General features: G+C 54.8%; 16 protein-coding genes. 1 reads left to right on the top strand and 15 read right to left on the bottom strand.

Annotation, left to right across the window (positions count from 1 at the left end):
• On the bottom strand, window positions 1-2,250 hold the full coding sequence (locus KP806_RS11150) for a glycosyl hydrolase family 95 catalytic domain-containing protein (protein WP_224723675.1): 2,250 nt from the start codon (window positions 2,248-2,250) through the stop codon (window positions 1-3).
• A 228-nt stretch (window positions 2,251-2,478) separates the two neighbouring features.
• On the opposite strand from KP806_RS11150, the gene KP806_RS11155 reads away from it, so the two are divergent.
• The gene (locus KP806_RS11155) at window positions 2,479-3,387 is read left to right on the top strand and encodes an AraC family transcriptional regulator (RefSeq protein WP_224723676.1); all 909 of its coding nucleotides are present in this window, start codon (window positions 2,479-2,481) and stop codon (window positions 3,385-3,387) included.
• A gap of 72 nt (window positions 3,388-3,459) precedes the next feature.
• Here KP806_RS11155 and KP806_RS11160 read toward each other — a convergent pair whose 3' ends face one another.
• From KP806_RS11160 to KP806_RS11225, 14 genes are all read right to left on the bottom strand, one after another.
• Window positions 3,460-4,542 (bottom strand): sialidase family protein, encoded by a 1,083-nt coding sequence (locus KP806_RS11160; protein ID WP_224723677.1) that lies wholly within the window; start codon window positions 4,540-4,542, stop codon window positions 3,460-3,462.
• 147 nt (window positions 4,543-4,689) lie between these two features.
• A complete protein-coding gene (locus KP806_RS11165; RefSeq protein ID WP_224723678.1) occupies window positions 4,690-7,311 on the bottom strand; it encodes a glycoside hydrolase family 78 protein in 2,622 nt (873 codons plus the stop codon).
• A complete protein-coding gene (locus tag KP806_RS11170; protein ID WP_224723679.1) occupies window positions 7,308-8,090 on the bottom strand; it encodes a glycoside hydrolase family 28 protein in 783 nt (260 codons plus the stop codon). Before KP806_RS11170 ends, KP806_RS11165 begins: the two co-directional genes overlap by 4 nt.
• A 223-nt stretch (window positions 8,091-8,313) precedes the next feature.
• Window positions 8,314-9,831, bottom strand: a complete 1,518-nt coding sequence (locus KP806_RS11175; protein ID WP_224723680.1) for a hypothetical protein — start codon at window positions 9,829-9,831, stop codon at window positions 8,314-8,316.
• Window positions 9,832-9,871: 40 nt separating this feature from the next.
• Window positions 9,872-10,792 carry a pectinesterase family protein gene (locus KP806_RS11180; RefSeq protein ID WP_224723681.1) on the bottom strand — a complete coding sequence of 307 codons (921 nt, stop codon included), beginning with the start codon at window positions 10,790-10,792 and terminating at the stop codon, window positions 9,872-9,874.
• Window positions 10,793-10,824: 32 nt separating this feature from the next.
• Entirely contained in the window at window positions 10,825-11,736 is a 912-nt protein-coding gene (dapA, locus tag KP806_RS11185) for a 4-hydroxy-tetrahydrodipicolinate synthase (RefSeq protein ID WP_224723682.1), read from the bottom strand.
• 35 nt (window positions 11,737-11,771) lie between these two features.
• Window positions 11,772-13,766, bottom strand: a complete 1,995-nt coding sequence (locus KP806_RS11190) for an alpha/beta hydrolase family protein (protein WP_224723683.1) — start codon at window positions 13,764-13,766, stop codon at window positions 11,772-11,774.
• Entirely contained in the window at window positions 13,759-16,875 is a 3,117-nt protein-coding gene (locus tag KP806_RS11195) for a glycosyl hydrolase 2 galactose-binding domain-containing protein (protein ID WP_224723684.1), read from the bottom strand. The genes KP806_RS11190 and KP806_RS11195 overlap by 8 nt, the downstream gene beginning before the upstream one ends.
• A 34-nt stretch (window positions 16,876-16,909) precedes the next feature.
• Window positions 16,910-19,270: a glycoside hydrolase family 95 protein gene (locus tag KP806_RS11200; RefSeq protein ID WP_224723685.1), complete on the bottom strand. Its 2,361-nt coding sequence runs from the start codon at window positions 19,268-19,270 to the stop codon at window positions 16,910-16,912.
• A 7-nt stretch (window positions 19,271-19,277) separates the two neighbouring features.
• Complete coding sequence (locus KP806_RS11205; RefSeq protein ID WP_224723686.1) at window positions 19,278-20,741, bottom strand: DUF5060 domain-containing protein; 1,464 nt, start codon at window positions 20,739-20,741, stop codon at window positions 19,278-19,280.
• Window positions 20,738-22,201: a DUF5060 domain-containing protein gene (locus KP806_RS11210; RefSeq protein WP_224723687.1), complete on the bottom strand. Its 1,464-nt coding sequence runs from the start codon at window positions 22,199-22,201 to the stop codon at window positions 20,738-20,740. The genes KP806_RS11205 and KP806_RS11210 overlap by 4 nt, the downstream gene beginning before the upstream one ends.
• Window positions 22,202-22,501: 300 nt before the next feature.
• Window positions 22,502-23,866, bottom strand: a complete 1,365-nt coding sequence (locus KP806_RS11215; protein ID WP_224723688.1) for an ABC transporter substrate-binding protein — start codon at window positions 23,864-23,866, stop codon at window positions 22,502-22,504.
• A 71-nt stretch (window positions 23,867-23,937) separates the two neighbouring features.
• A complete protein-coding gene (locus KP806_RS11220) occupies window positions 23,938-25,311 on the bottom strand; it encodes an extracellular solute-binding protein (RefSeq protein ID WP_224723689.1) in 1,374 nt (457 codons plus the stop codon).
• Between the two features lie 263 nt (window positions 25,312-25,574).
• Window positions 25,575-26,288 (bottom strand): hypothetical protein, encoded by a 714-nt coding sequence (locus KP806_RS11225; protein ID WP_224723690.1) that lies wholly within the window; start codon window positions 26,286-26,288, stop codon window positions 25,575-25,577.
• Window positions 26,289-26,320 lie beyond the last annotated feature (32 nt).

Genomic DNA, 26,320 nt, shown 5'->3' on the forward strand with positions numbered 1-26,320 from the left:
TCATCCTCCTTTATATTCGCCGGCATTCTCGAAGCTGACCGTTTCGCCGGCGTGAAGCTCTAGCGTGATCAGCCGCTCCGAAGTTTCAATCAGCGTGCCGCCCCGGCGGATGAACGCCTTCCCTCCGAACGGATTGTTCATGCGAAGCGTCTCGTCACGTTCACTGAATACCGTGACTGTGCTCACTTTGCCGTCGCGCTTTACTCCAGACAGGAGGAACGCGCCTTCCGCGCGGATGCCCGAGAACGAAGCGTCCTTAAAGCGTGACGCAAGTCCCGTGAATACACGAATCGAACCCCGGACACACTGCACGTACATTTCCAGAACGGCTGCGGCAGCGGCGATCGAAGCCTCCATCTGCATCGTGTCGCCGCCGGTAAATTGGCAAAAACCGCTGTAGTTCGCATTATGCCGCGTCGCATAGCTCGGCATCATATATACATCCTTCAGCAGGTAAAGCGACAGCAGCGCCATATCCGCCCGGCCCAGCCGGTTATGCAGGATGGAAGCCCAAGGCATCGACCAGCCGGCCCAGCGGCCCATCCCTTTGTCAACCCAGGACTTGTACGAATTGGATACGATTTCGTGCTGCTCGGGATCCGACAGATCCATCGTATCGAACGGGTAAATGCCGGCCAGATGCGAATGGTGGCGGTGGGATTCCGACAGCGGCTGGCCTTCCCACAAATACAGCTCGAGGCCCGGCTTCGTGCCGAACTCCTGATACTGCCGCGGTCCGGCCGTATAGGCAGGCAGCTTTGTCCTAACATCGGCGACAAACTGCGCGTAGTCCGCATCCAGACGGTATTTCTCTTCAAGCTCAAGCAGCTTCTCGCACAGAAAATGAACGTTAACGAGGAAAAAAGTTGAATTGCGGCCGAGCCCGTCCGGAGACGAGCCTCCGTATTCCGGAGAAACCGACACCGGAAGCGAGTATTCGTTCCCTTCCTTGTCCATCATCGCATAAAAGACATTAAGCGCTTTCCTCATAAACGGGTAAACTTCGGTCACAAGGTAATCCGTATCACCGGCGTAGCGGGCGTACTGCCACATCATCTGAGAGACCCATGAAGTGTTCGCCTGGTCGATCGTTCCCGTCCACATGCCCCCGACAGGGCGTCCCCGTTCATCGACGGAATGCCCGAGCATATAGCCGTCGTCGATTCCGACGAACCGTTTCGCATTGCTTGCAAGCGTCGGCTTCCAGCTGTCGATCATCGTAAAGAGCGGCTGCAGGCTGTCCAGCAAATTGGCGCCGTATGCGGGCCACAGGCATTCCTGGACATTAATGTTAAAATGGTAATCGCAGCTCCAGGGAGGATTGCGGTATTCTTCGGCCCATGGCCCTTGGAGCGTTGGAGCGATTTTCCCCGGCATCGAGCTGCCCAGCATCCGGTAGATTCCCAAATAGTACATCTTCTCGATCTCACGGTCGGGAAGCGAAATGTCCGCCGCCTGCTCCCATAAGGCGCGCCAGCGCTTCCTCGTTTCCTGCAGCGCCCCATCGTATCCGAGCGGCTTGGCGTCATGCAGCCGTTCAAGCGCCGCCTGCACCGCCTGCTCCGCCGTTTCGCCGTATTCCGCCGCGATGGCAATTCCGCTCTCCGGCTGCGCATACATCACAGCGCACGCCGGATCCTCGGGAAGCTCCTGAACCCAGCCCTCCCCGTCCGGCAGCTGAACCGCTTTGGGAGCCGAAATGCCGAAATCGTCAAAGTAGGTCTTCACCTTCTCGAAGGAGTAAGCAGGCTTCATCTCGATGCCTTCAATCATCTCCTTGTCCGCGGAAAGCAGCAGCACCGGGCTCTCCATCGCTATGCTGACGCGGATCAGACGTTCTTCCCCATCCATTCGGCAGCTTATGACGGCTTCCCCTTCGTCGAGGCGGAGCGAAGCGGCTTCGATCGTAACGCCCGGCTTCAGCAACACATCGCAGCGGCCCATCGCAAGACGGGTCGGCCTCTTTTCTTTTCCGTTCATCATCATCGTCGGATAAAGACTGCGGGCGCCTTCGAAATCTCCGCTTTGCAGCAGCGACTTCAGATGATCGAAGGTACAATCGTCACGCCACTGCGTTCCTCCCCGGTGATCCCAGTAATCCGCCCGATTGATCGTGAGCATCACGGTTTGCGCCTGAAACCAGACCAGAGCGCCGAACACCCCGTTCGACAGCGGCATGCCGTCATGACAGTACTTCGTTTCAAGTGTCCATGGTATCTCATATACCGGTTTTACCGATGCGGCCTTCAATTGCTTCAGCTCCTTCCAACTATTTATTCGATAAATTACAACCATTATACGTTGCGGAAAATGGCATTCTATAGGGGTTCTGGATTGAATCTATAGGGGAAATGCGCCTCAAAAAGCCGGATTCGGTTGAAATTACCAATTTCAGGACTTGAATTCCCTATGTATGCGTCCTAAAATGTAAGAAAACGCTTGCAACACTTGGCTATTGATTGGAAGAGGGTGAGGAATATGATAGCGCGAACCCGTCTTTACAAAGGGGAACGGTTTTTCAAAGGAAAAGAAGATATTTATGTAAACCGCTGTACGGAAGCGTTTACAATTTGCGAGCATTCGCATGATTTTATCGAAGTGAGCTATGTAGCGCAAGGAAGCGGCTACCATTATATTGCGGATCAGATCATCCCGGTTAAAAGCGGCGATCTGTTTATTATTCCGGCCGGAACCTCGCATGTGTTCAGGCCGTCGTCACCGAACCAGAGCGCCAAGCTCATCGTTTACAACTGTCTGTTCCCGTACGCAACGTACGAGAAATGGAAGCTTCTGTTCTCCGGCGGTTCCAACATTGATCGCGTGCTGCACAACCAATTGAGCCCGGGCATTCCCTTCCTCCACGTCTTCGACAGGAATGACCGTCTGCTGCCCTTGATCACGACGATGCATAAAGAATTCCGGTCAAAGGATGAAGGGTACTTAACCATTCTGTCGGCGATCCTCATCCAGCTGCTTATGATGATTAACCGTCTCGGGTATGAGGAGGAATCGTCCGACGCGAACGGCGGCGGCAGCAAGCAATCTGAAATGCTCGACGACGCCATGTGTTATATTAAGCAGCATTACGCGGAAAACATTACGGTGAAGCAGCTTGCAGCCCATGCGTTTATGAGTGAAAGCCATTTTCAGCGCTCCTTCAAAAGGATGACCGGCATGACCTTTACTAAATACCTGCAGCAAACAAGAATTGAACAATGCTGCACCCTGCTCAAAACATCCGACCAATGCGTCAATTTCATCGCCAACCGGATCGGCTACAAGGACATGAAGTTTTTCTATACGCTGTTTCTAAAAAAAACCGGCATGACCCCGCAGCAATACCGAAAACAGCATCAAACGGCGGATTCTGCGGCGTATCCGGTGTGAATGCAGAGACAAAGGCTGCCGGACCTGCAGGTCCGGCACCTTTTGTTCAAATATAAGAATTAATAATGCGGATTACAGTCCGGCAAAGCTATGTTTTTCCGCCCACTCCGCATCAACGGTGACGTATTTGATTGCCTTGCGCAAATAGGAGAACGCGATATGGATCTTTCCGTCGCCGGTTGCAATAATCGAAGGATAGGAGTAACCGACCTCACGTTCCTTATACTCCAAATCAGCCGTTTGCACGTTGCGTATGATCGGCCACGTCTTTCCGTCATCCTCCGAAATAGCCAGCGTAAGCGGCGTCCGGAGCGTTTTGCGGCGGAAGCCGTCCCCTTTCTTCACCCAGCGGAACTGGTCCCTTTCGATCGAAGCATTATTGAACACAAGCGCCAATCGGCCGTTCCCGAGCTCCGTCACCTGCATGGAGGAATTGTTGTTCGGCAGCGAGGTTTTCTCCGGAACGGTCCAGCTTCTTCCGTTATCCGCAGATACGCTCGCATAGATCCGGTCCGCTTGGCGGCTGCGGTACAATGCCAGCAGCGTGCCGTCGGCCCGCTTGACGATATTCATTTGAACGCGGTGCAGGCTTTCCGGCACTTCATGCTCTACCCATGTGCGCCCGCTGTCCGTGCTGATCTGAACGACGCTGTAATGTCCGCCCGACTTGCAGTAATAAACCGGGAGCACCCAATCCCCGTTTTGCGCAACGACGATCGGATGGCGAAGAAAAATGCCCGGACCGTCAAACAAAATTTCCGGAGTCCCCCAGGTTTGTCCCCGATCCTCCGAAATGCGGCGGACGATCCTGGACGTTTTTTGATCATGCGGCTCATTGGACGTATGAAGCAGCCATACTCTCGCGCTGCCGGGCTCCTGAAACAGAACGGGGTTTTGCTCGGAACGCTCCGGGTCTTCGGCAAGCTGAACCGGCTCGGACCATCGGTCCGATCCCGCCGGCAGCCTCGACATCAAAATATTCGTATCCGGATTTCCTTCGCCGCTTCCGGAAAACCAAACGCATAATAAATCTCCGTTGTCCAGTGCAAGCAAATTCGCCGAATGGCTGTCCTGCTCATATTTAATCGGGATATATCCTTCCAATACCTCCGAATCATTTTCCGATACGGCTATTTTCCCATTAAATCGTTCCATTAAATCCCACTCTCCTTTATGTGCACACCGAATTCGGCAAGCGTAAACGGCTGTGCCGTCCTCTGGCGGTAAAAGCTCGTTTCGCGATGAAATAGAAGTCATTTATGAGCTCAAGCTTATAAATTCTTATATTTCGAAATATTCCATTCACAATCGGACCTCAAAATCATAAGCCCCGGAGCCGATTTCAAGCGGGCTCTCAGCCCCCGGGAGCTGAACGGCAGCTGTCGTATTGACAGGAATACGGACCTGCAGCCGGAAGCTTCCCTCATGAATTTCCCATGCGGATACAATCGTTCCGTACATGGAATTGTATTCGGCATACACGCGGGTCAAGCCGCCTCCGGGCCTCGGGGCAATCCGGATATGCTTGAAGCCGGGCTGCAGCGGATCGGCATCAATGCCGGCCATATAGCGGTACAGCCATTCACCGACTGCGCCGAACGCAAAATGATTAAACGAATTCATCCGTTCCGCCTTATGAAAGCCATGTTCCTTCGACCAGCCGTCCCAGCGCTCCCACATGGTGGTCGCCCCATTCTTGATCTGATGAAACCAGGACGGAAACGATTCCTGCATGAGCAATTCGTAAGCCGTATCGGTATAACCGAAATCGGATAAGGCAGGCAGCAAATGCGGAATGCCGATAAAGCCTGCCGTCACATGGTTGTCCGCAGCCTTCACTTCTTGGGCAAGATGGCCGGCCGCCAGCCTGGCTGCAGGCTCCGGTAACAGTCCCATTGACAGCGGCAAGGCATAGGCCGTTTGTGTTCCGCCCGTCAGCCTTCCGTCCGAGTCTATAAACTTGGCGGCGAAGGCATCTTTAATATTTTGTGCCCGTTCCCTGTATTTTCGCGCATCCTCCTCCCGTCCGAGCACATCGGCAATCCGGGCCATCAGACCGGTGCTGTAGGCAAAGAAGGCGTTCGAGATCAGCTCCTTCGACGTATCGGCATGGATCGAAAGCCAGTCGCCGTAATTGCCGGTCCGGGCTCCAGGAATGAGATGCCGCTCGCTGATGCCCTCCAGATAACCCATATAAGTCACCATGGAATCGTAGCTTTGCTCCAAAATATCCTTATCCCCATAAACCGTATAGATCGTCCATGGGATGATGACGCCGGCATCGGCCCAGCCCGCGCTGTAAGGGCGCGTCCATTCTTCACCTTTCCGCTTGTTCACCTTCCGCTCATGATACCCGCAGCCTGGCGCCACGTCCGGAAACGACCCGCTGTCCAGCTGAGCGGCGTTCATATCGGCCGCATATTTGGCGAAGAAACGGGCCGTCTCCATGTTAAAGGTCGACGTGCGGCAAAATACCTGTGCATCGCCGGTCCATCCCAGCCTCTCGTCCCGCTGCGGACAATCTATAGGCACGCTCAAAAAATTGCCGCGCTGCCCCCAGATAATGTTGCTCTGCAGCCGATTGAGGAGAGGATGGGACGTTTCCAGCTTGCCGGTGGCCGGGCAATCCGTATGGATGACGATGCCGGTCAATGTATCTTGGTCCGGCTCGCCGGGCAATCCGGACACCTCGACATACCGGAAGCCGTGAAAGGTGAAGCACGGCTCGTAAATTTCCGTACCTTCGCCTTTTGCGATGAAGTAGTCGGTAGGCACCGCTGTCCGGAGATTCGTTTTATAGAGCTTTCCGTCATCGTTCAGCATCTCCGCATGATCCAGCGAAATCCGCATACCGCTCTTGGCGTTCACCTTTAGCCTGACTCGTCCTGCCATGTTTTGGCCAAAATCGAACAGATAGGACCCGGCATCGGTCCTGCTTACGGCTGCCGGCCGAATTTCGGAGACCGCCCTTACCGGCGGATCGGCCTGTGCAACCAGCTTTCCTCCATAGCGGTCTCCCCGGTAAGGCAGCTCGATCGGCCTCTTCCAGCTTGAATCGTCGCAGCCCGGCTCAAGCCAGCCTTCCGGTTCTTTGCGGGAGTCATAGGCTTCGCCCCGATAAATTTCCGAGTAGCCGTACGCTCCTTCCGACGTCCTCCATGTTTCGTCCGTCACAATCGTTTCTGTGGACCCGTCCTCGTATTCGAGCCGCAGCTGCACGAGCAAATAAGGGCAATACCCGTATACCCGCTTGCCGACCATCGCCAGCTTGCCGCAATACCAGCCCGTTCCGAGGAGCGCGCCTATAACCGATTGCCCGGCTGAGCCGAAGCGGCTTGTGACATCATAGGTTTGATACTGAATCCGCTTCTTATAATCGGTCCAGCCCGGAGCAAATTCGTGATCGCTTACCCTGCGGCCGCCAATAAACAGCCGGTATAAGCCAAGGGCCGTTGCATGAACGACGGCTTGCTTGACGGGCTTTCTTATCTTGATCTCTTTACGCAAATAGACGACAGGACGGTATTCATCGGAATGAGGCACCTCCATCCCGATCCATTTTGCCTGCCAATCGTCCTGTTGCAGCGGGCCCATGGACCATGAGGACATCCGACTCCATTCGGAGGGAGCATCCCGCTTATCCCATACGCGCACCTTCCAATAATAGTGCTTGCCGGATTCGAGCGGTTTTCCGGCATAATGAACATGCACGGATTGGCCCGACTCGATACGCCCGCTGTCCCACATGTCTCCTTCATCCTGTTCCAGCACGTGCGGGCTTGCAGAAACAAGGACCCTGTATGAGGTTTGAAGCTGTCCGCGCTCCTCCGATTCAAGCATCCAGCTTAGCCGGGGACGGCGTGTATCAAGCCCGAGCGGAGCATCCGTATATTCCGTCAGCAAGCGGCCGATGTTAATCGTCATTGCTGCCCCGAGCTTCTTCCGGAGTTATTCGAATTTGCGATGCGTCCGTTTCCTGAGCGCAAGCCACTTCGTACGTTTCTCCCGCAATGCCGCGAATCTCGATGCCGGACGTGCTCGATCAGAAAATCGCGGAAGATCGGCGACTTCTCGGACACCTGCTCGGCTGCCGGCTGGTCGGAGCCTCCATGGCTGTAGAACATGCTGAACGTGATCGCAGCCTTTGGAATGCCGGTCATCCGGATGTTGCGGATCCGGATTTTCTCCACCACGCCTCCTCGTCCTCTTGCGCTTTTGAAGCGGAGGCCCAAATCGGTACCAATGAATAAACAGTCCGAAATGCTGACATTCCGCACGCCTCCGGACATTTCGCTGCCGATGACGAAGCCGCCGTGCTCGTGATAAACGACGCAACCCCGGATGCTGATATCCTGGCACGGAACGCCCAGGTCCCGCCCGTCCGCATCCTTGCCGGATTTGATGCAAATCGCGTCGTCACCCACATCGAACTGCGAATCGGATACTTCTACATAACGGCAGGAATCCAGATCGAGCCCAGCACCGTTTTGCGAATACCAGGGATTGCCCGGAGGAATATGGACCGTTCCTCCGCCTTCGGAAGAACAGGTTTCGATCGCGAGGTTAACCCCTTCGGTATTCATCGTAAAACCGTCGCCGATTGCGCCGAAATCGACAATTGAATATTGCTTCTCCGGAAATATTGGCGTTTCCGGCGTTTGCTGCGTCTGCGGGCCGAGCCCGAATGCACCTGTTCGGTTCAACGCGGTTCCTCCTTCTCCCGGCTTTCTGGAGCTCGCCGGATTCCACCCTCTAACTCGTATTGATTGCAGGAGATCGTCCTGATTCCTCCTGTTATAATTCATTATAACGTGAGGAAAAAAGCGGGTTTTAGGCGGAATCCGCCGTATCTATAGGGATATCCTGCACTGCTGCGCACAAACGGAAAAGCCGGCCGCACAATGCGGCCGGCTTTTCATAACGGAATTAAGTCTGAAACACGCTCCGAAGATTTTGGCCGGCATTCGTCTCCGCGGAGGCGAGATGAAGAAGGGCGAGCGCGGCCGGATCATTAATCAGCACTTTGCCCCCTGTCTCAAATCGTCCCTTACGGTAACGGGAAGCCAGCAATTGCTTTGCCGCCTGAGCAGCCATACCGATATAGGCATCCCTGTCCGTTGCCTTGTACAGCTCAATCATACCGAAAATGATCCGGTGATCGGCAGTTTCAGGGAAGGTGTCCGGCATCCTTACTCCGCCGCTTCCTCCGTCCGGCTCGCCGATATCTCCAAGGCCGAGACCGGCCGCGATATTTTTGGCCATCGACCAAAGAAACGGATTTCCTGACAGCCGGTAACCCATCGCGTACATCCAGAAAAACTCCGGACCTGCCGGAATGGCCTTAAAGACCGTACCTTTCCGGCCAAAATATCCCTTCCGGTCCAAGGTCAGGCCCTCCAGGCTCCATCCGTCGGTCAGCATCGGAATGAAGCTGTTGTCTTCGCTGCGGTAAGCGGCCCGTCCCCAGGCGGCCATTTCCCCGCAGGACCATTCCAGGAATGCTCTGCCCTTGTCGCCCAGCGCTTCCCCGATTGCAAGCTGGCACCGCTGAACGGAGGGACGCGGTTTAAACAGAGTGCCCTCGTATACCAGATGTCCTTCCGGAATTAACGGAGCCAGCTGATACTGCGCCCGATCGCCGCGGACCGCCGGGCCGTCGCACCATGCGGAGGACGATTGGCTGAACTGGTAGCCGCTGATTCCGACGCCGCTTCGGCGCGTCTGTATATACCGCTCCGCCAGCCGCATCGCCCAATCGAGCGGAGCGGCCTCTCCCGCCAATTTCGCGAGCATGGACGCGCTGTAATAAAGATCGCTGCCCGCATTGACGAACGTAAGGCCCCTGCCCCAGAAAAAAATGTCCCCGCCTTCAAATTCGTTAGCCCACAGCGCACCGCTCGGCGAATCGTAAGGGCCGTGACGGTTAAAGTCCAGATTGGTCCAGTCGATAATATGGGCGTTCCAAACTGCCTCGATGTAGCGTTTGGTGCCGGCAGGATCGGCGTTCCACATCAGCTCGTAATCCGGGTAATGGCATTTGAGCTCATGCACGAGCGCTTTATCGGCGGCGAAAACCGGTCGCTGCGCTTCCAGATCGAATGAGGTATGGCCGCCCCAGTAAATAAGGCCGTTCCGGTCGGTATGCTCCTTCAGCATATACCGGCAGACGTTTTCCGCCGCGTCCCTGTACCCGGTCTTTCCGGTTAAGACGGTTAAGGCGTCAAGCGTCCGAAACCAGTTTTGCTGGCTGGCCGGACTGGATAACATGGCCGTTTGGTCGACATGGTCATAATCATGGCGTACAGGCTTCCCGCTGTCCGCATCCAGCGCATTGACGAACAACGGTGTCCCGCCGGTACGATCCGCCGCACGCTCCAGCACATAATCCGTATGATTGATTGCAGCCTCCATCAGTTGTTCCGCGGACCCGCTTGCTCTTGACATTCGCTGCCTCCCCCTTTGTCCCGCGTCTGTAACGTAATCGCTATACGTTTGCGGTCATGGCCGACGCCGGATCCCAGCCGTCGCTTCCCCTCAGCGCGGCAGCCTTTATGCCTCCGGCTTCCGGCTTGCCGAGCCGCTTGGCCCACGGAGCCCGTTCTGCCGGCCGCGCACCGGGCCCTCTGCTGCCGTATTCCGCAAACGTGGCCGTTCTCTCCCGTTCCGGGTCCCGCCAATTATCCCATCCTGCAGGCCGGATATGGCTGTCCATCCACGAATCGATGAACACAACCTTGGCATAAGGCTTCCACGGCCTGCCGAGAGAAACGCTATGCTCGGGTGCAGCGCCGGTCAATTTGCAGTTTAGAAACACATAACCGTAACGCTGCTCCTCCGTCGTGGAAGCCGCCGTTACATAACCGTTATGTCTCCGGATACTGTGCAGCTCGCAACCCTCGAACACGGCCGTCGCCGAACCGAAAATGAAATCCACCGTGCCTTCGATGTAACAGTTCTCGTAATACTGGCGTCCTTGCCCCGGCGTGTACAACGTATCCTGATTTCCGCGAATGCACACGTCGCGGAAGACGGCTCTGTCGCCGGAGACGGCAAGCGCCACCGCTTGCCCTTTATACAAGCCCGACTGGTTGGAAAATGTAAGCCGCTCCGCGTAGAAGTCATCGGCGTATACAAACGTGCTTGCAGACTTGTCGTTGCCAATCTTTTGACCGTCCGGTCCGAGCATGTTGGCATAATCGGAGGACACAAGCACGGTGCCCTCCCGGCTTTCGCCGATGAAGCTGATTAATTTCCTGCTTTCCGGAACGACGATTTTTTCTTCATAAATCCCTTTGCGGATTTCAATGACGGTCCTCTCGTCCGAATGCTCCGGAGCCGCCATTACCGCCTCCTGCACGGTCCGGAAGTCGCCGCCTCCGCGACAATCCACAACAATCCTTGCCAACGTGATCGTCCCCTTCCCATACAGATTAATAACTACGACTCGTTCGGCTCCCCTTGAATATAGCCAAGCTCGCGATAATGGCGGAGCACGCGGTCAAGCTCATCGGATGCTTCCGCAGGCAGCGGGCCGATCGGCGCCCGGCACGGACCCGCTTCCAGTCCCATCCGGTTCATCGCTTCCTTAAATACAGAAGGCAGCGTCGCCATCCGGTAAACCTGCGACAACGGCTGGAGCAGCGACTGCGCCGCCTCGGCCGCTTCGATATTACCGTTTTGCCAATGGGTGTATATCGATACCATAAGCTCCGGCAGCACGTTGGCCGACCCGCTGACGCCGCCTTTTCCGCCAGCCTGCAGCGTCTTCAGAAGCAGGGCGTCCGAGCCTGCCAATACGGCAAAATCCGGCCCTGCCGCTGCTATATATCGTTCAATCAATTCAAAATTGCCGCTGCTGTCCTTGATCGCAACAATATTCGGTATTTTCGCCAGCTCCGCGACCGTCTCGGGCTCAATGGTGAGGCCTGTCCGGGCGGGAAAATTGTACAGCACAATCGGCAGCGACACCGAGGCGGCAATGCTCCGGTAATGGCCGATCAGCTCGGCTTGGGAAAGCGGAAGAAAATACGGCGTAATGACCGACAGCGCATCCGCGCCAAGCTCCTCCATTTTCTCGGATAGCTGGACGGCTTCTCTTGTCGTGATACCGCCCGTGCCTGCATAAATCGGAACTTTTCCCTTCGCCTCCTGGACGGCGATTTCTATGATCCTGATTTTTTCCTCCTGCGTGAGGGAGAAAAATTCTCCGTTCGTGCCGAGGCAAAAAAGACCGTGTACGCCGGCGTTCAAATAACGGCTTATATATTGGCGAAGCACGCGCTCGTTCAATTCCTCTTGCTCCGTAAAAGGGGTCATCAATACAGGAATAACGCCTTGCAGCAGTTTCATGCCAACCTCTCCTTTCGTTTCCTTCTTTATAGTCATCAGCTCTGCAGGTTCATGCCGGAATTCCCGGACGCGCATATCAGACGTCCCTCATCTTCGAGCCACCGGTCCATATCCGGAAAATCGAACAGCCGCAGCATGCCGGGTAATATAAAGCTGAGCGAATCCTCCCGGTCATAATCCGGAGTGCGGATCCATTCCGCCAGACTGCGGAAAGGGCGTTCCATCCGGACGCCTCTGATCCCGGGATCGAGCAGTGCGGCCAATCCGGCGTAAACGGCATACCGGCCAAAGCCATAAAGCTCTATGTCCTCTCCGTCCAGGAAAGACGTGCCTCTTGCGACCTCCGCCGCGCGAACAATTTCGTAGACGCGAACCGCGGCTATACTGTCGCCAAGCCACATTAATTCATCCGTATGCTTGTCGAGCACCCCGAACATCTTGTACGGGTCGTCTCCCGGCACATCAAGATGCGGCAGCAGCGGCCCGACTCCGGTCGGATTAAGAACCATCACCGTTCTGCCCGACTCGCACACCTCTTTTATCCAATCGGCATGCAGCTCAAGCCCGTTTGTCCCCCGGTCCCAAATGGCGATCGTGACGGGCCGTTTGCAGTCAGCCTGCGGTACGCCGGTGAAGAGCAGAGCATGATTAAGCAGCCCACGCTGACTCCACCAGACGATACGGTCCGCCTGAATTCCGTCCGCCTCTCCGGCGCCCGCATACCGCGGGTTAGGCTCGGCCGGCTGCCGGCCCGAATGGACGGCGGCCCTCAGCCAGTCGATAGATTTGCTTCTGCGCTCGCTTTCCGGCATGGCCTCTCTTACGGCTTCGAAATAAGAGAGCCGCTGCTCATTTTCATCGCAGACGGTTTTCGCCCGCTCCAGCTCCCCGAGCACCTGACCGCTGCGGGTACACAGCAGCTTCTCCGGCGGGAGCAGCTCGATCCGGTCATCCGGCGGAGCTGCAGCGGCGTCAAGCAGATGCGCCGAGAAAAAGCGGGCCGCCGCCCGGATCAGAGGCACGGTAAACCGGTGAGCGTTCTCGTCCTCGGCGAGTCCGATCCGGTCGCCTTGCCCGAACATTTCCCAGAACCGGCGGTTAACGTCAACCGTATGCCGGGGACCCTCGATGGGAACGGAATCGAACGTCGTGGCAAGGACGAGAACCGGCCTCGGAGCCATGGCGAGCAAAATATCCTCATGGTCGAAGCCGAGCGCGGAGAAGCCGGGCCATTTCTGCTCGGCGTCCTGCGTTTTGCCTGTGAGCAGAAACCATGGCCGGTTCATGATGAAGCCTCCCGGGGCGGCCGCGGCGATACGTAGATCGTACATCATCACAAGCGAGGTCTGCATGCCTCCCCCGGAATGTCCGGTAACCCCGATCCGGTCCGGATCGACCTCCGGCCGGGTGCATAAATAATCGATCGCCCTTACGGCGTCATGAAGCATATAGCGCGCAAGGCTGTCGCCGAGCGGAAGGCACTGGCGCCCGACGTTCTCATGATCCCACACGCCGGTCATGGCGGCCTGCTTCGATACCGGGTCGTACCGGTTAAACCGCTCCCCCTGCCCGGTCGGATCGACCGACATGACGACAAGTCCCGAATGGACGAGGTAATGACAGGCAGTCTGGTATTCGTCGCAATGCTTCGCCTTCTCCCGGTGGCCGCAGAGCAGCAGCACCGCGCCGCGCGGCTCCCGGATTCCGTCAGGAATGTACACATTTGAGGTCACATATACGGACGGCCGCGATTCGAAAATGACCTTTTCGACCCGGAAGCCGTTTCCGCGGACCGTTCCGGTCACGCGCGGGTTAAGCGGCGTCTCCCTGTCGGGCATGCCGCCGACGCAGCGCTCGATCCCTTCGAGGACAGCCCTTTGGCGCCGCTCCAGGTCGGCGGTGCTTTGAATGGTGCTCCGCTCCCGCTCTCCTTCGAAGGCGGCTTTCATCGCCCTTTCGTACGTCCAGCGCGGCAGCATGCTTTTCACATCGAAACCCGAAATCGAACTATTTTCCCATTTGCTAAACAATCCGGTTCAACTCCTCGCAGCCGATTTTGACCGCAGACGCCGCCGCGGCGCCGTCCGGTTGCGGGGCGTGACGATGCAGCAAAGCGCACATAAATTTATCCAGCGCCGGGTTAAAGCCTGCCCGCCCGTCGAGCGGCAGTCCGACAAAGCTGAGAACGCCGCTTCCGAAACGTTTATTTGCGACGACGGGCAGCGTTCCTTTCTTCTTGGCGGAGCGGCTGTAATAATAGCTGAAAACAAGCTCCTCCAGCCCTTCGCCTTCCAGATGGCAGTCGGCTATCCCTTCGATCCTGTCTTTGCCTGCATCATAGAAATAAGAGAAATCATCTTCCTGCAGCCCTTGCAGCTCCGGTTTGCCTGATTGAAACGCCAGCACATATCTGCTTTTCATTTTGACCGTTCTGACCGGTGAGCCCTCAATGTCCCACATGTCCTGCCCGCCGTCGTTACCCCGGAGCAGCACAACCGCAGCCCCGGCCTTCACCCGCTCCAGAATAAGGGTTTTATGCGCCTCGAACAGCGCGCCGGAGGAAATGACGAGAGGACCGCTGCCGCCTGTCCAGCGCCCTTCGTCGAACGGCTCGGCCGACAAACGGAGACTGGTGCATAGCCTCTCTGCCTCGGCTCCGAGAAAAGCAACCGAAGGCACGGCCTTGTCTTCCGGCAAAGCGGAGGCGGCGAACGCCTCGAATGTGAACCGTTCCCGGTTTAACGTTTCCCCTCGTTCGTTCAGAAGACACGCATCTACGTACAGCTCTCCCCTGCCTGCTGCCGGCTCCGGCACGTCGATCCGGATTGTGCCCGCATAATTCGATGACGTATGCGAAACGCCGCAGGCCGGCAATTCATAATGGGCATAGTCCTGCGCATCGTCTCTCAGAGTCGCGATGATGCGGCATCCGTCCAGCGTTTGAGCCGAATCGTTCAGCAGCCAGGCATCAATCTCAAGCTGTTCGCCTCCGTAAACCTTCCATCTGTCGCTCCGCAAATGAACGCGAACCGGCTCCAGACAGGCCTGATAAACGAAATAAGCCGGTTTAGGGATGCGGTCCACGCCTACGAGCGCCTTCATCCAGCCGGAAGGCCAGGCGTCGATCAGCAGATGGATAGCGGTAGAAACGATATAATCGGCTCTTCTCCTCCATGCGTCGGTCATCCATTTGGTAGCCAGGCTTTGATGCCGCTGGCTGACGCGGATCCACTCCGCAATCGTATTCTGCTCCGCGAACCAATCGCCGTGCAGCGTATAGGTTTGAGCTTTCACAATTTCGGCCGGCGACCACGGCTCGTGGAGGCCTGCCGGAAGCCATTCCGGCGGATAACGCTTCAGCATGACATCGAGATTGTCCAGCCCCTCCGTCCCGTATTCGCCGCATCCCGCCTTCCAGCCCTCTTTGACCGGAGGCAGAAAACCTTTGTGCATTTTTCCGACGGTCAGGATATTGTCCGTGTACCACATGTTGTAGCAGTGAAAATCAGGAAGCCCCTCGCGCGTCGGCGGATTGTAATCCCCGTCCGTGTTTTTCACGACGCGGTCCGGGTTTTCGATATAAATCGCCTGTCTGGCTGCGACGAAGAAAGCCTCCAATTCGTCCCTGTGCAGGAAACGGTGCCCTTTCCTTCTTTTCTCCGTCCGCGAAGGCTCATTAATGAGCGATACCATAATCGAGGACGGATGGCTCCTGATCAGCCGTTCCATCTCCGCGGTCTGCCGGACCGCTTCGCAAAACTGGTTGCGGCGGATAAATCCGAACGTCGGCAAATCGCATTGATGCATCATTCCGAGCATGTCGAAATAGTCGTAGATTTCTTCCTGAACCGGCCGCTGCGTAATGCGGTAAAAGTTCATGTTTGCCATTTTGGCGATCAGAATATCGTCGATTAATTGCCCGGTATTATTTTGCATGATGCACTGCTGCAGATGCCCCATCTCGTTAGCGCCCCGCAAGATGACCGGGCGGTTGTTCAAGTACAGCGTGCCTTTCGGCACCGATTGCTCGTCCTGATGAAACTTCCGCATCCCGAAATGGAGGTCGCGGACGTCCGGACATGATAGGCCGGAGCTTAGCCGAACCCTGGCCGCGTACAGGTAAGGCGATTCCGTTTCCCACAGCTTGAAGGACGGAAGCTCGATCCGGTACCGGAAATAATTTAATCCGGGACCTGCGTATGCCGCAGTAAAGCGGAAGGGACCGTAGGCGTCGCCGGTGAAATTTTTCGGCATGATATCGATCAGAAGCTCCGCATGCTCGATCAGCGAATCCGTCGTATTCACCGCATCGATCCATATCTCCACACTATCCCCGTCGATATCCGGCCTGACGAATAGATCGTGAATGAAGAGCGGAGGACGCTCTTCCAGATAGACGGCTCCGTAAATGCCTGCGCCCGGCGGGCAGTGATGCCAGCCTTTTTCCGGATCGTCCCAGCCCGGACCGGTTGCCGCATAAATTTTGTCTCCATCAAGCAGGGAGCCTCCGACGCCCATCATCGGAAAGTCGTTCTGCACCTCGACGATGAGCGTATTTTCCGCCTGAAGCAGGTCCGTCACGTCGAAATCGAAGGGCGAGAAGAAGCCTTCATGGCTGCCCAGGCATTTACCGTTCAAGTATACGGACGCTTTATAATCGACGCCTTTGAACTGGATGAAAACCCGGTTCTTAGAACCGTTCGGACGGTATTCGAATTCGGTCCGGTAATAACCGGTCCATCTGCCCTCTTCATCGGTCGGTCCCCGGAAATCCGGAATCGACACCTTCTCCCAATCGCCGCTTCCTTCCAATACGCGCTGAAACCGGTTGTCTTCCTCCGTCCGGTAACGGAACATGAATTCGGTCAAAGGCTGTTTCCAGCGGCGAATGCCGGGATCCGGCGCCAAATTTTGCAGAAAAGGGGCATATCGGCTGCGAAGCTCCTGCAGCTGAACATGAAAGCGGGACAAGCTTTCTTCATAGGTTGCTTCCTTCGGCTTATCCGCCTTGTCCATCCCTGTTGTAAAATAAACGGTTTCATACGCGATCGGCGGAATTTCGTGTATGGAATGATCGTAAGCCGGGTGTTCGCGGAAAGCGATTTCGGCGAACTGGTCGTGTTGATGCTGCCGGTCCAACTTCTCGTCCTCCTTTATCTGATGTACCTCAACATTAGCTGCTCAAAAGCGTTTGAACGGTGCTGCCGATCCGTTCCGGCTCAAGGATATAAGTCATTCCCGCCGCAGCCTCGAATTCCGTAACCGGTCCGTCCGAACGGCTTGCAACCTCCAGACCGTCCGCGGTAATACGAAGCGGTTTGCCGGGACGCGCACAAACGATCCGGCACGTTCCGCCCATTGACGCATGAATGCGGCAGCTTGTCAGCTCGCCTTCCGCCCATTCCAGATCAACGGTATATCCGCCGCGCGCGCGCAGACCTTGAAGGCTGCCTTGCTTCCAGACGGCCGGCAGTGCCGGCAGTACATTCAACAGCCCGCTATGCGACTGCAGCAGCATTTCGGCAATGCCCGCGGTTCCGCCGAAATTCCCGTCGATCTGAAACGGAGGATGGTTATCGAACAAATTCGGAAGCGTCGAATCGGCAAGCAGCAGCTTCACGCTTTCGTATGCCTTTTCCGGCTCTTCCAGACGCGCCCAGAAATTGATGACCCATGCCAGGCTCCAGCCGGTATGCGCGCCGCCGTTTTCGATCCGGCGCTCCAACGAACGGCGCGCCGCCTCAGCCAGCTCCGGCGTTTCCCGGACATGGATGATCTCGCCCGGATATAAGCCGAACAGATGGGACATGTGACGGTGACCCGCTTTTGCCTCGTCCCAATCCTCCAGCCATTCCTGCAGAAGCCCCTTTCTCCCGATCTGAGGCTTCGGCAGCTTGCTGCGAACGTACTCCCATTGACGGCACAACGCCTCATCCGTCGGGATCAGCTTCGCCGCCTCCAGACAGGCGCTCAGCAGCGTATAGATGATTTGCGAATCCATGGAAGACCCCATACAGAGAGAGCCGATCGCTCCGTTGGAGCGGATAAACCGGTTTTCGGGCGATGTCGTCGGACCTGTTAACAGCCGTCCTTGCTCATCCTCTGTCATATAGTCCAGAAAAAACTCCGCCGCCTCCCGCATGACCGGAAAAGCCCGTTCCCGCAAAAAAGCCTCATCCATTCCGAAGCGGTAATGCTCCCACAAATGCAGCGACAGCCATGCTCCTCCGAGAGGCCAGATCGACCCCGGGATGTGGTTCCCTTCGATTTGGGTCGAGCCCCACATATCCGTATTGTGATGAGCGACAAAGCCTCTGCAGCCGTAAACCTTTGAGGCCGTTATTCTGCCGTTGATCCGCATTCGCTCGATCAGATCGAACAAGGGCTCATGGCATTCGGCCAAATTGCTTACCTCGGCCGGCCAATAATTCATCTCCGTATTTATGTTTAACGTATATTTCGACTCCCAGGGGGGCGTATAGCTTTCATTCCATATTCCCTGCAAATTCGCAGGGTTGCTTCCCGGCCTCGAGCAAGACATCAATAGATAACGGCCGAACTGGAAATACAGGGCCGCAAGCGCAGGATCCGCTTTTCCTTCTTTGAAGCGTTCCAGCCGTACGTTTGTCGGAACGGACTGCGCGCGGGCGGCTTCCTGTTCCGTGCCGAGCCGAAGCCGGACGCGGCGGTACTTGGACGTATGCTCGCCGATATGATCCTCCCTCAGCTTGCGGAACCCTTTGCGGGCCGCTTCTTCCGTCTGCCTGATGCATTCCGCCTGCGGATTCTCATGGCGAAATGTCGTTGCTGCGGAAAGATACAGGGTAACTTCATCGGCGTGACGAACAAGCAGGAAATCGCCGAGCGTCTGGACCGAGCCTCTTTCGGACACCGCTTTGAGCGCCGTACAAAACGTTACGCCTTCCTTCCCGCATTCCCCGTTCATCAGCAGAGTATCGCCGAAAAGCGTCTCCGTTCCGGTATCGAAAGGCCGTCTGCTTAATTGAAGCCGGAGGTTCAGCTCCCCGGGCACTTCGCTCGTAATCCGGATGGCAATGACCTGATCAACCGCGCTGCTGAATATTTCCCGCTCATACCGGATGCCGTTCAGGCTATATTTGACGCGGGCGATTCCCTGCTCGATATCGAGATCCCGGTAATAATCCGCGATCATGCCTCTCTCCCCGTTATGGTAAAGATTCAAATCGCCAAGCGGCTGATACGGATTAAGCGATTTCGGGATGGACATCATCGTCATCTGCGCGAGATCTTCCGCTTCCTGCTGCCGGCCCTCCCTTAGCAGCCTGCGTATTTCCGGCAAATACCGCTTTGCCTCAGGATTGTCGCCGGTCTTCATGCTTCCGTACCACACCGAGTCCTCGTTCAGCTGCAGCCGTTCCGAGTACACCTTCCCGAATATCATGGCTCCAAGCCGGCCGTTCCCGATTGGCAGCGCTTCCTCCCAAACTTTTGCCGGTTTGTCGTACCAGATCTTATCCGCCGAATTTTTTGCGGTTTCTTTTGTTTTGTCCAAGGCCGATTCACTCTCCCGTTTGTACGTTTTCAGCCGTAACCCTTTGAATTCTTAAGGCATAATAGAGTTTGGCGGGCAAATCGATGCGGAACGATCCTTCGAATCGCTCCCCGAGCGGCGTCACCGTCATATTCCAGGTATCGATCAGCTCCGCCTTGTATATCCCTTCCGGCAGTGAAAAATGGCGGAAAGAGAACCGGTGCGGACCGAAATATTGAAAGTAATGAACACCCGCAATTTCCAGCGTCGAAGCGTCATGGCGGGCGGTGCAATATTTAATCTCTTCGGGCGATTCCTCCAGCAGCCGTTTCATAAATGCGATCCGCTGGACGCTTTCTCCATGCAGCGTTCCGCCATGAGACCACCATAAAACAGAGTCCGGATGCGCGTACGTTTCGCCATGCGTCACATACCCTCCGCGAAACGTGCCTTCCCAAATCCGGCATACCATTTCCTCCGGCGTCAGGCTGCCCCAGCGCTTATGGATATTTCCTTCATAGCCGCATTCGTCGACAACGACCGGCTTGGCAAAATTCCTCGTGAAGGCAGAAACCGCTTTCACATCATCCGTTTGAATGCTGATATGAGTAACCCACGGCTTGCCGTAATCGTAAAATTGCTTGCAATTATGAATCGATCGTAAATGTCTTCCATAATCGTACTCCTGGACGATCCGGAAATAACGGTCCCAATCGTCTTCTGTCTTTTCCGTCATCAGATCATATTCGTTCGCCAGCGACCACCAGATGTTCCGGAATGCGGACAGCCTCGCCACGACGTACCGGAGATACCGTTCATCCTGTTCGGCCGACATCCGGTCAAAGCCCCATCTTCCTTCATCGTAGGGATGGAACAAAATCAGATCCGCCTCGATGCCAAGGTCCGAAAGCTCCTTGATCTTTCGCTCCAAATGAGCGAAATAGATCGGGTTCATCCGCGACAGGTCGAAGCCTTCTTCTGGCGACCCTTCGAACGGATAGGAGGCCGGTTCGGCTTGATTAAACAAATACGATTTTGGAAATACGCACATTCGAAGCTTATTGAAAGGAGATTGCTTCAGAGTACGAAGCGTTTCCTCCTGCAGTCCGCTGTCCTGCAAATGCCAAACGTAACACGTTGTACCTGCCGGTGAGTATCGGGTACCGTCGGCATAGCTGAATTTCACTTCGTCCTTGACCCGGACCGGACCGTGATTCCCGTTCGATGCCGGAAGAACCTTGAATTCGCCGGTAATTTTGTCGAGCGACCGGCAGCTGCTTGAAGTCGTAAAGGTCCACGTCCCTTCCGTCTCCGGCATGAAACGGACTTTATACGTTCCGCCGCCGTCGTAGAAGCCTTCGGCCTCATACACTTGCTCCCCTTGTCTGAACCGGGCGCCGAAACTTATATCGACGAACGGATTGCCTTCTTCCGTACCTTTCAGGCTCAGCTCGAACAGCCCCCAGCGCTCCACTTCTTTCATTGTATTCATAAGCACTCGCCTCCCTCTGACGGCTGTGCAGCTTTACGTATGCGCAGCGCAGTATACGGCTTGCCCGGAAGCTCGATCCTGCTTGGACCGCTGAAGACTCCGTCAAGCGGAGTGACCGTCATGTCCCATGCATCGATGATCTCGACGGCATATTCCGTCCCCTCGGGGAGAAGCAGCTCATAATAGGCGTGCTGATGTCGGCCGAAATAGTGCAAATAATAGTCGCCGTCCTCGGCGGCCTGCAGCCAATCCGCGGGTCCTTCCTCCATGATCCGGCGCAAAAAAGCCATTCTCCCGGAGCTTTCGCCCTGCAGCGTTCCCCCTGAAGATATCCAGGCCCGTTTATCCGGATGGATATACGCCTCGCCGTGTGTGACGTAGCCGCCTCTTGCCATCGCTTCCCAGAATCGGTGCGTCATTTCTTCTCCGGAAATGTTGCCCCATCTCCGGGAGCTGTTGCCTTCATAAGAGATTTCATCGATGACGACCGGCTTGCGGTTCGCCAGTCTCCATTCCGTCGTCTGCTCGGGATCCCAATGCTGGATGCTTTGATGGGTAATCCATGGCTTTGAGAAATCATAAAGCGGAGACGACTCATACATTTTGGTGCCGTTGTGAATCGAACGAAGATGCTGGTAAGGATCCTGGCGCTGAACAAATTGGATCAGCCGGTCCCAATCTTCGACGGTCTTGCATTTATTAAAATCATATTCGTTGGACAGGGACCACCAAACGTTGCGGAACGCTGCCAAACGGGCGATGACGTAATGCAAATAATAGTGATCGGTTTCCCGGTCCATGCTGTCGAAGCCCCATTCGCCTTTGTCGTAAGGGTGGAACAAAATCAGGTCCGCTTCGATGCCAAGCCTGCCCAAATCCGCGATACGTTTCTCCAAATGGGCAAAAAACTGCGGATTAAAGCGTGTCCGGTCCGCATCCTCAGGACCGGTTCCCGCAAAGGCCAGCTGAGGCGGCCTCATGCCGCGGGTAGGGAGCAAGCACATCCGCACCTTATTGAAAGGAGATGACTCCAGCGATTGCAGGGTCAGTTCTTCATTCCGCTCATCGCCGTGATGGGTCCAGTGATAGCAGGTCGTGCCAAATGGCATATATGCGGTGCCGTCTTCATAGGTAAAATGATAGCCGTCCTTCACCCTGACCGGTCCGTGATTGCCGGATGACGGCTGCGTACAAGTAAACTCGCCGTAACGGCCGTCCAGCTCGGGGCTGCTGCTTGACGTCTTATACCGCCAGACGCCGATCTCGTCCGGCATAAACCGGATGCGGTAAACGCCGTCTCCGTCATAGAAGCCTTCCGGCTCGACTATGCGGTTTTTATACTGAAAGCGGGCGGATAGACGTACCTCCTGATACGGATTTCCATCGGACGGCCCGTTCAGGCTTAGCTCGAAAATCCCCCATTTTTCCGCTTCCGTTGGTTGCTTCTGCAATTCCGTCAATCCATGAGCACTCCTTTCAATGTATAGACGCGTGTTTATAGTCGATAAGAATTAGATCTTCTGTTCGATTGTACCTTCTTTTATACGATCCGATGGATTCATTATACTGCTTCCCATTTCACCGATTATAGGTGGTGGGCACTTAATCTATAGGTGATTCGTGCTTTCGCCGGACCTGCTGCCGGCTTGCTTCCAATAAAGAAATGGGGCGCCGGAAGCGCCCCATTTTGCGGGAATTCGTAAAAACGGTACCGATCGATGACCAACTTAGGTGATATCAATCAATTTTCGTTATTTCACTTATTGATATTGAGTTCCATCGCCGCCGGCATCGATCGCAGCCTTCGTCTCCAAAAGCTGTTTGTTGATCATTTCGTTGACGACCCGAAGCGCGGTTGCGCTGTCCTTCGACTGCTCAAAAATATTCGGCTGGAATACCTGCTGCACCGGCGGATTGATGAACGTGAGACCCGGCTTGCGCGGCGCCGGCATCGCGCTTTTCAGAGCGAATATGCCCGCAACATGCTTGTCTTTCAGCTGCGGAACGTTTTGTGCGAAAGCCTGCTGCACATTCGGGCTGTTAAGCGGGCTGATAATCCCCTCTTTCGCCCGGGCCTCCTGGACTTCATCCGAAAGCAGATATTGTATAACCTGGAACGCCAAATCCTTATTTTTGGATTGCTTCGTAATGAACAGTCCGTTCACATTGGCCTGATATTTACTCTCCGGAGCTTCCGGGAATACGGGAACCGCAGCAATATCGAAATTCAAATCCGGGAATTCCTGCGACCATCTAAGGACATTCTCGATAACATCCACAGACATCCCCATTTGACCTTTCGGGAAGTCGCCGGTCGTCGTGAACTGGTTGCCCGGAATTTCGTAGAAACGGCGGATATTGTTGACGATTTTCAGCCAGGCATCGGTATCCAGTGCCCCTTTGTCTTCATTCGGATCGAACACGGCCTCGGAAAGCTGATTATAGTACATATAATGGCTCGGGTGCTGCTGATAGCCTTTATAGGTAATGTCCCCGTCCTGACGAGTCAGCTTTTTGGTCAGTTCGTAAGCTTCGTCATAAGTCATGCCGTCCTTCGGGTAGTCCAAGCCGTATTTATCGAAAATATCCTTGTTATAGACCAGGACAAAATCGCTCTGCTCGAACGGGAGCGCGTATACTTTGCCGCCCGAAGCCGTTTTGATCCGTTCCAGGCTGCCTTGATCCAGCAAGCTTGTATCAAAATTGAATTTTTTGATCAGCTCCGACATATCGTACTCCAGCTCGAACTTCTCGATCATCCGGCGCGAATTGCGGTATACCTCCTCGAATACGATATCCGGAATCGTTCCTTTGGCTATCAAATCCTCATACCGTGTGCCGTCATTCCAATGCACATGCTTCAGAGTAATATCCGGAAACTTCTTTTTGATGTACTGCCCGATCAGCCGGTCGAAATTTGCTTCATCCTCGTAGACTTTGTTTTGGGCGGTATAAAAAAACAATGTATGATCATCCGAAGCGGAGCCTGCATTCCCGTTTCCGCTTTCGTTTGCAACTTGATTTCCCCCCTCATTTACACTTTCACCGCCCGTATTGTCCGTACAGCCGGTCAGCACCGAGAAGGTGAGAATGGTTGATAATGCAAATGCCGCTGTCTTTTTCATTTTTCTTTGTTTCCCTCCATTTTTAGGTGTAAAGGCCTCCCCGATCCGGAGAGGCCTTCCTGCTTAACTGATCATTGATAAGCGGTACCGTCGCCGCCGGCTTCAACCGCCGCCTTTGTTTCCGCAAGCTGCTTGTTGATCATCTCGTTGACGACCCGCAGCGCGGTCGCGCTGTCTTTGGATTGCTCGAAAATGTTCGGCTGGAACACCTGCGCAACCGGCGGGTTAATAAATGTCAGGCCCGGCTTGCGCGGTGCCGGCATTGCGCTTTTCAGTGCGAACAAAGCTTGAATGTGTTTGTCCTTCATTTGCGGAACGTTTTGAGCGAATACCTGCTGAACCTCAGGAACATTGAGCGGTCCGATAATGGATTCCTTCTGACGCTCAGCCTGTACCTCGTCGGAAAGGAGATATTGAATAACCTCAAACGCCAGCTCTTTATTCTTCGATTGTTTTGTAATGAACAGGCCGTTCAGGTTCGGCTGATATTTCGAGCCCGATGCTTCCGGGAATACCGGTACGGACGCAAGGTCGAAATTCAGATCCGGGAATTCGGTTGCCCATTTAAGCACATTTTCTACGACATCTACGGACATCGCCATTTGACCTTTCGGGAAGTCGCCCGTTGTGGTGAACTGGTTGCCCGGAATTTCATAGAAACGGCGGATATTGTTGACGATTTTCAGCCAGTTGTCCGAATCCATAGCGCCTTTGTCTTCGTTAGGGTCAAGCGAAGGCTCGGAAACCTGGTTGTACATCATGTAATGGCTCGGATGCTGCTGATAGCCTTTATAGGTAATGTCGCCATCCTGACGAGTCAGCTTCTTGGCCAGTTCATAAGCCTCGTCGTACGTCATGCCGTCCTTCGGATAATCAAGCCCGTATTTATCGAAAATATCTTTGTTATAAGCAAGCACGAAATCGCTCATCTCGAACGGAAGCGAGTAGATTTTGCCGTCCGAAGCCGTCTTAACGACCTCCATGCTTGCCGGATCCAATTTGCTCGTATCGAAATTAAATTGCTTGATCAGATCGCTCATATCGTATTCCATTTCGAACTTCTTGATCATTCTGGAAGTGTTACGGCGAACCTGCTCGAACACGATATCCGGAATGGTACCCTTGGCGATCAAATCCTCATATCGTGTACCGTCGTTCCAGTGCACGTGCTTAAGCTCGATATCCGGAAACTTTTTCTTGATGTATTGTCCGATCAGCCGGTCGAAATTCGCTTCGTCTTCGTAAACCGGGTTTTGTGCGGTGTAGAAGAAAAGCGTGTTGTCTCCGGAATCGGAGCCTTCCGTACCCGCGGGATCGTTGCTTGGCGCATTCACGTTATTTGCGCTATTCGTCTCTTCAGGGGCATTCGTGCTGTTGGTGCAGCCTGCCAATCCTGTAACGGCAAAGCATGCTGCAAGGGCTGAAATCATTAATTTCTTTTTCATACGTAATGGAAGACCTCCTGTTTTTATTGTCGTAACTGCATCTTTCGGCATCACCGCAATCACTTGGTCAACACAATAGAAGCGCTTTCAATGCATCAAACGTATGTCTACCTTTTTACCGTTTCGACGTATCCCCTCTCATCGGAATCTATCTAATGGGTAATGCGTTACTGCTTGTCTTAAAATTATCATAGCTTCCGAGCAGATTTATGGGTCTTTTATTCCAGCTTTATAGGCTATTTTCTGCAACCGCTTTTTTTTGCTTACTTCTCGCCGATCGCCCATTGCACGGTAGAATCAAAGAGCTTCCAGCCGTCGTCTGTCGTATAAATGAGATCCTCCGGCGCCATATACATAAACACGCGGCGGGCAGGCGCAGCGTTGCCGATCCCGTTTTTGGTTCCCTTATCGTAAACGGCGATCAGCGCTTTTTTGTCGTCATCCGCAGCGGTTGCAATGATGGCGGCATCGCCGGTAGGCACGATATATTCAAAGCCGCCGTTCGATTTGTATACGTTCACACTGCCGCTCAAGCCTGAGGCGATCGGATGCTTGTCGTCTTTAATGTTCAAGGCTGTCCCGAGAACTCTGCCGAAATCGGCGTTTTCGTTCGTCCCCGTCATGTCGTTGTAGCTCGTCACTTTGCCTTGAGCATAAATGACGGGAACGGGCGTATTATACAGCTTTGTGCCGATATTGCCCGCGCTGCTGATCGTGGAGTTAACGTAAACGAGCGAATAGTTATTTGCTTTTTTGTCCGTAATTTCCCGGTCCGTCATTTCGGTCACTTCAAATCCAAGCTTAGTCAAATGGTCTTTTGTCAGCGTATCGCCGATCGTGTCGCTGCCGACATAAATAACCGTTTTCTCTTTCGGCTCTTCCTTTTCATTTGTAGATGCCGTAGAGGATGAACAAGCCGATAATGCGGTAGTCACTGCCACCAAAGCCGCGCACAAAATCATAGAACGACGTTTCATGGATACGATTCCCCCAGTACATAGAATAAATA

It is taken from the genome of Paenibacillus vietnamensis (genome assembly GCF_020169515.1).
Taxonomy (GTDB): domain Bacteria; phylum Bacillota; class Bacilli; order Paenibacillales; family Paenibacillaceae; genus Pristimantibacillus; species Pristimantibacillus vietnamensis.

What these genes read in the sequence shown, in the direction of transcription:
- KP806_RS11205 (WP_224723686.1), bottom strand. Translation starts at nt 20,741, where the DNA reads ATGAATACAATGAAAGAAGTGGAGCGCTGGGGGCTGTTCGAGCTGAGC.
- KP806_RS11175 (WP_224723680.1), bottom strand. Translation starts at nt 9,831, where the DNA reads ATGTCAAGAGCAAGCGGGTCCGCGGAACAACTGATGGAGGCTGCAATC.
- KP806_RS11165 (WP_224723678.1), bottom strand. Translation starts at nt 7,311, where the DNA reads ATGACGATTAACATCGGCCGCTTGCTGACGGAATATACGGATGCTCCG.
- KP806_RS11225 (WP_224723690.1), bottom strand. Translation starts at nt 26,288, where the DNA reads ATGAAACGTCGTTCTATGATTTTGTGCGCGGCTTTGGTGGCAGTGACT.
- KP806_RS11160 (WP_224723677.1), bottom strand. Translation starts at nt 4,542, where the DNA reads ATGGAACGATTTAATGGGAAAATAGCCGTATCGGAAAATGATTCGGAG.
- KP806_RS11215 (WP_224723688.1), bottom strand. Translation starts at nt 23,866, where the DNA reads ATGAAAAAGACAGCGGCATTTGCATTATCAACCATTCTCACCTTCTCG.
- KP806_RS11220 (WP_224723689.1), bottom strand. Translation starts at nt 25,311, where the DNA reads ATGAAAAAGAAATTAATGATTTCAGCCCTTGCAGCATGCTTTGCCGTT.
- dapA (WP_224723682.1), bottom strand. Translation starts at nt 11,736, where the DNA reads ATGAAACTGCTGCAAGGCGTTATTCCTGTATTGATGACCCCTTTTACG.
- KP806_RS11155 (WP_224723676.1), top strand. Translation starts at nt 2,479, where the DNA reads ATGATAGCGCGAACCCGTCTTTACAAAGGGGAACGGTTTTTCAAAGGA.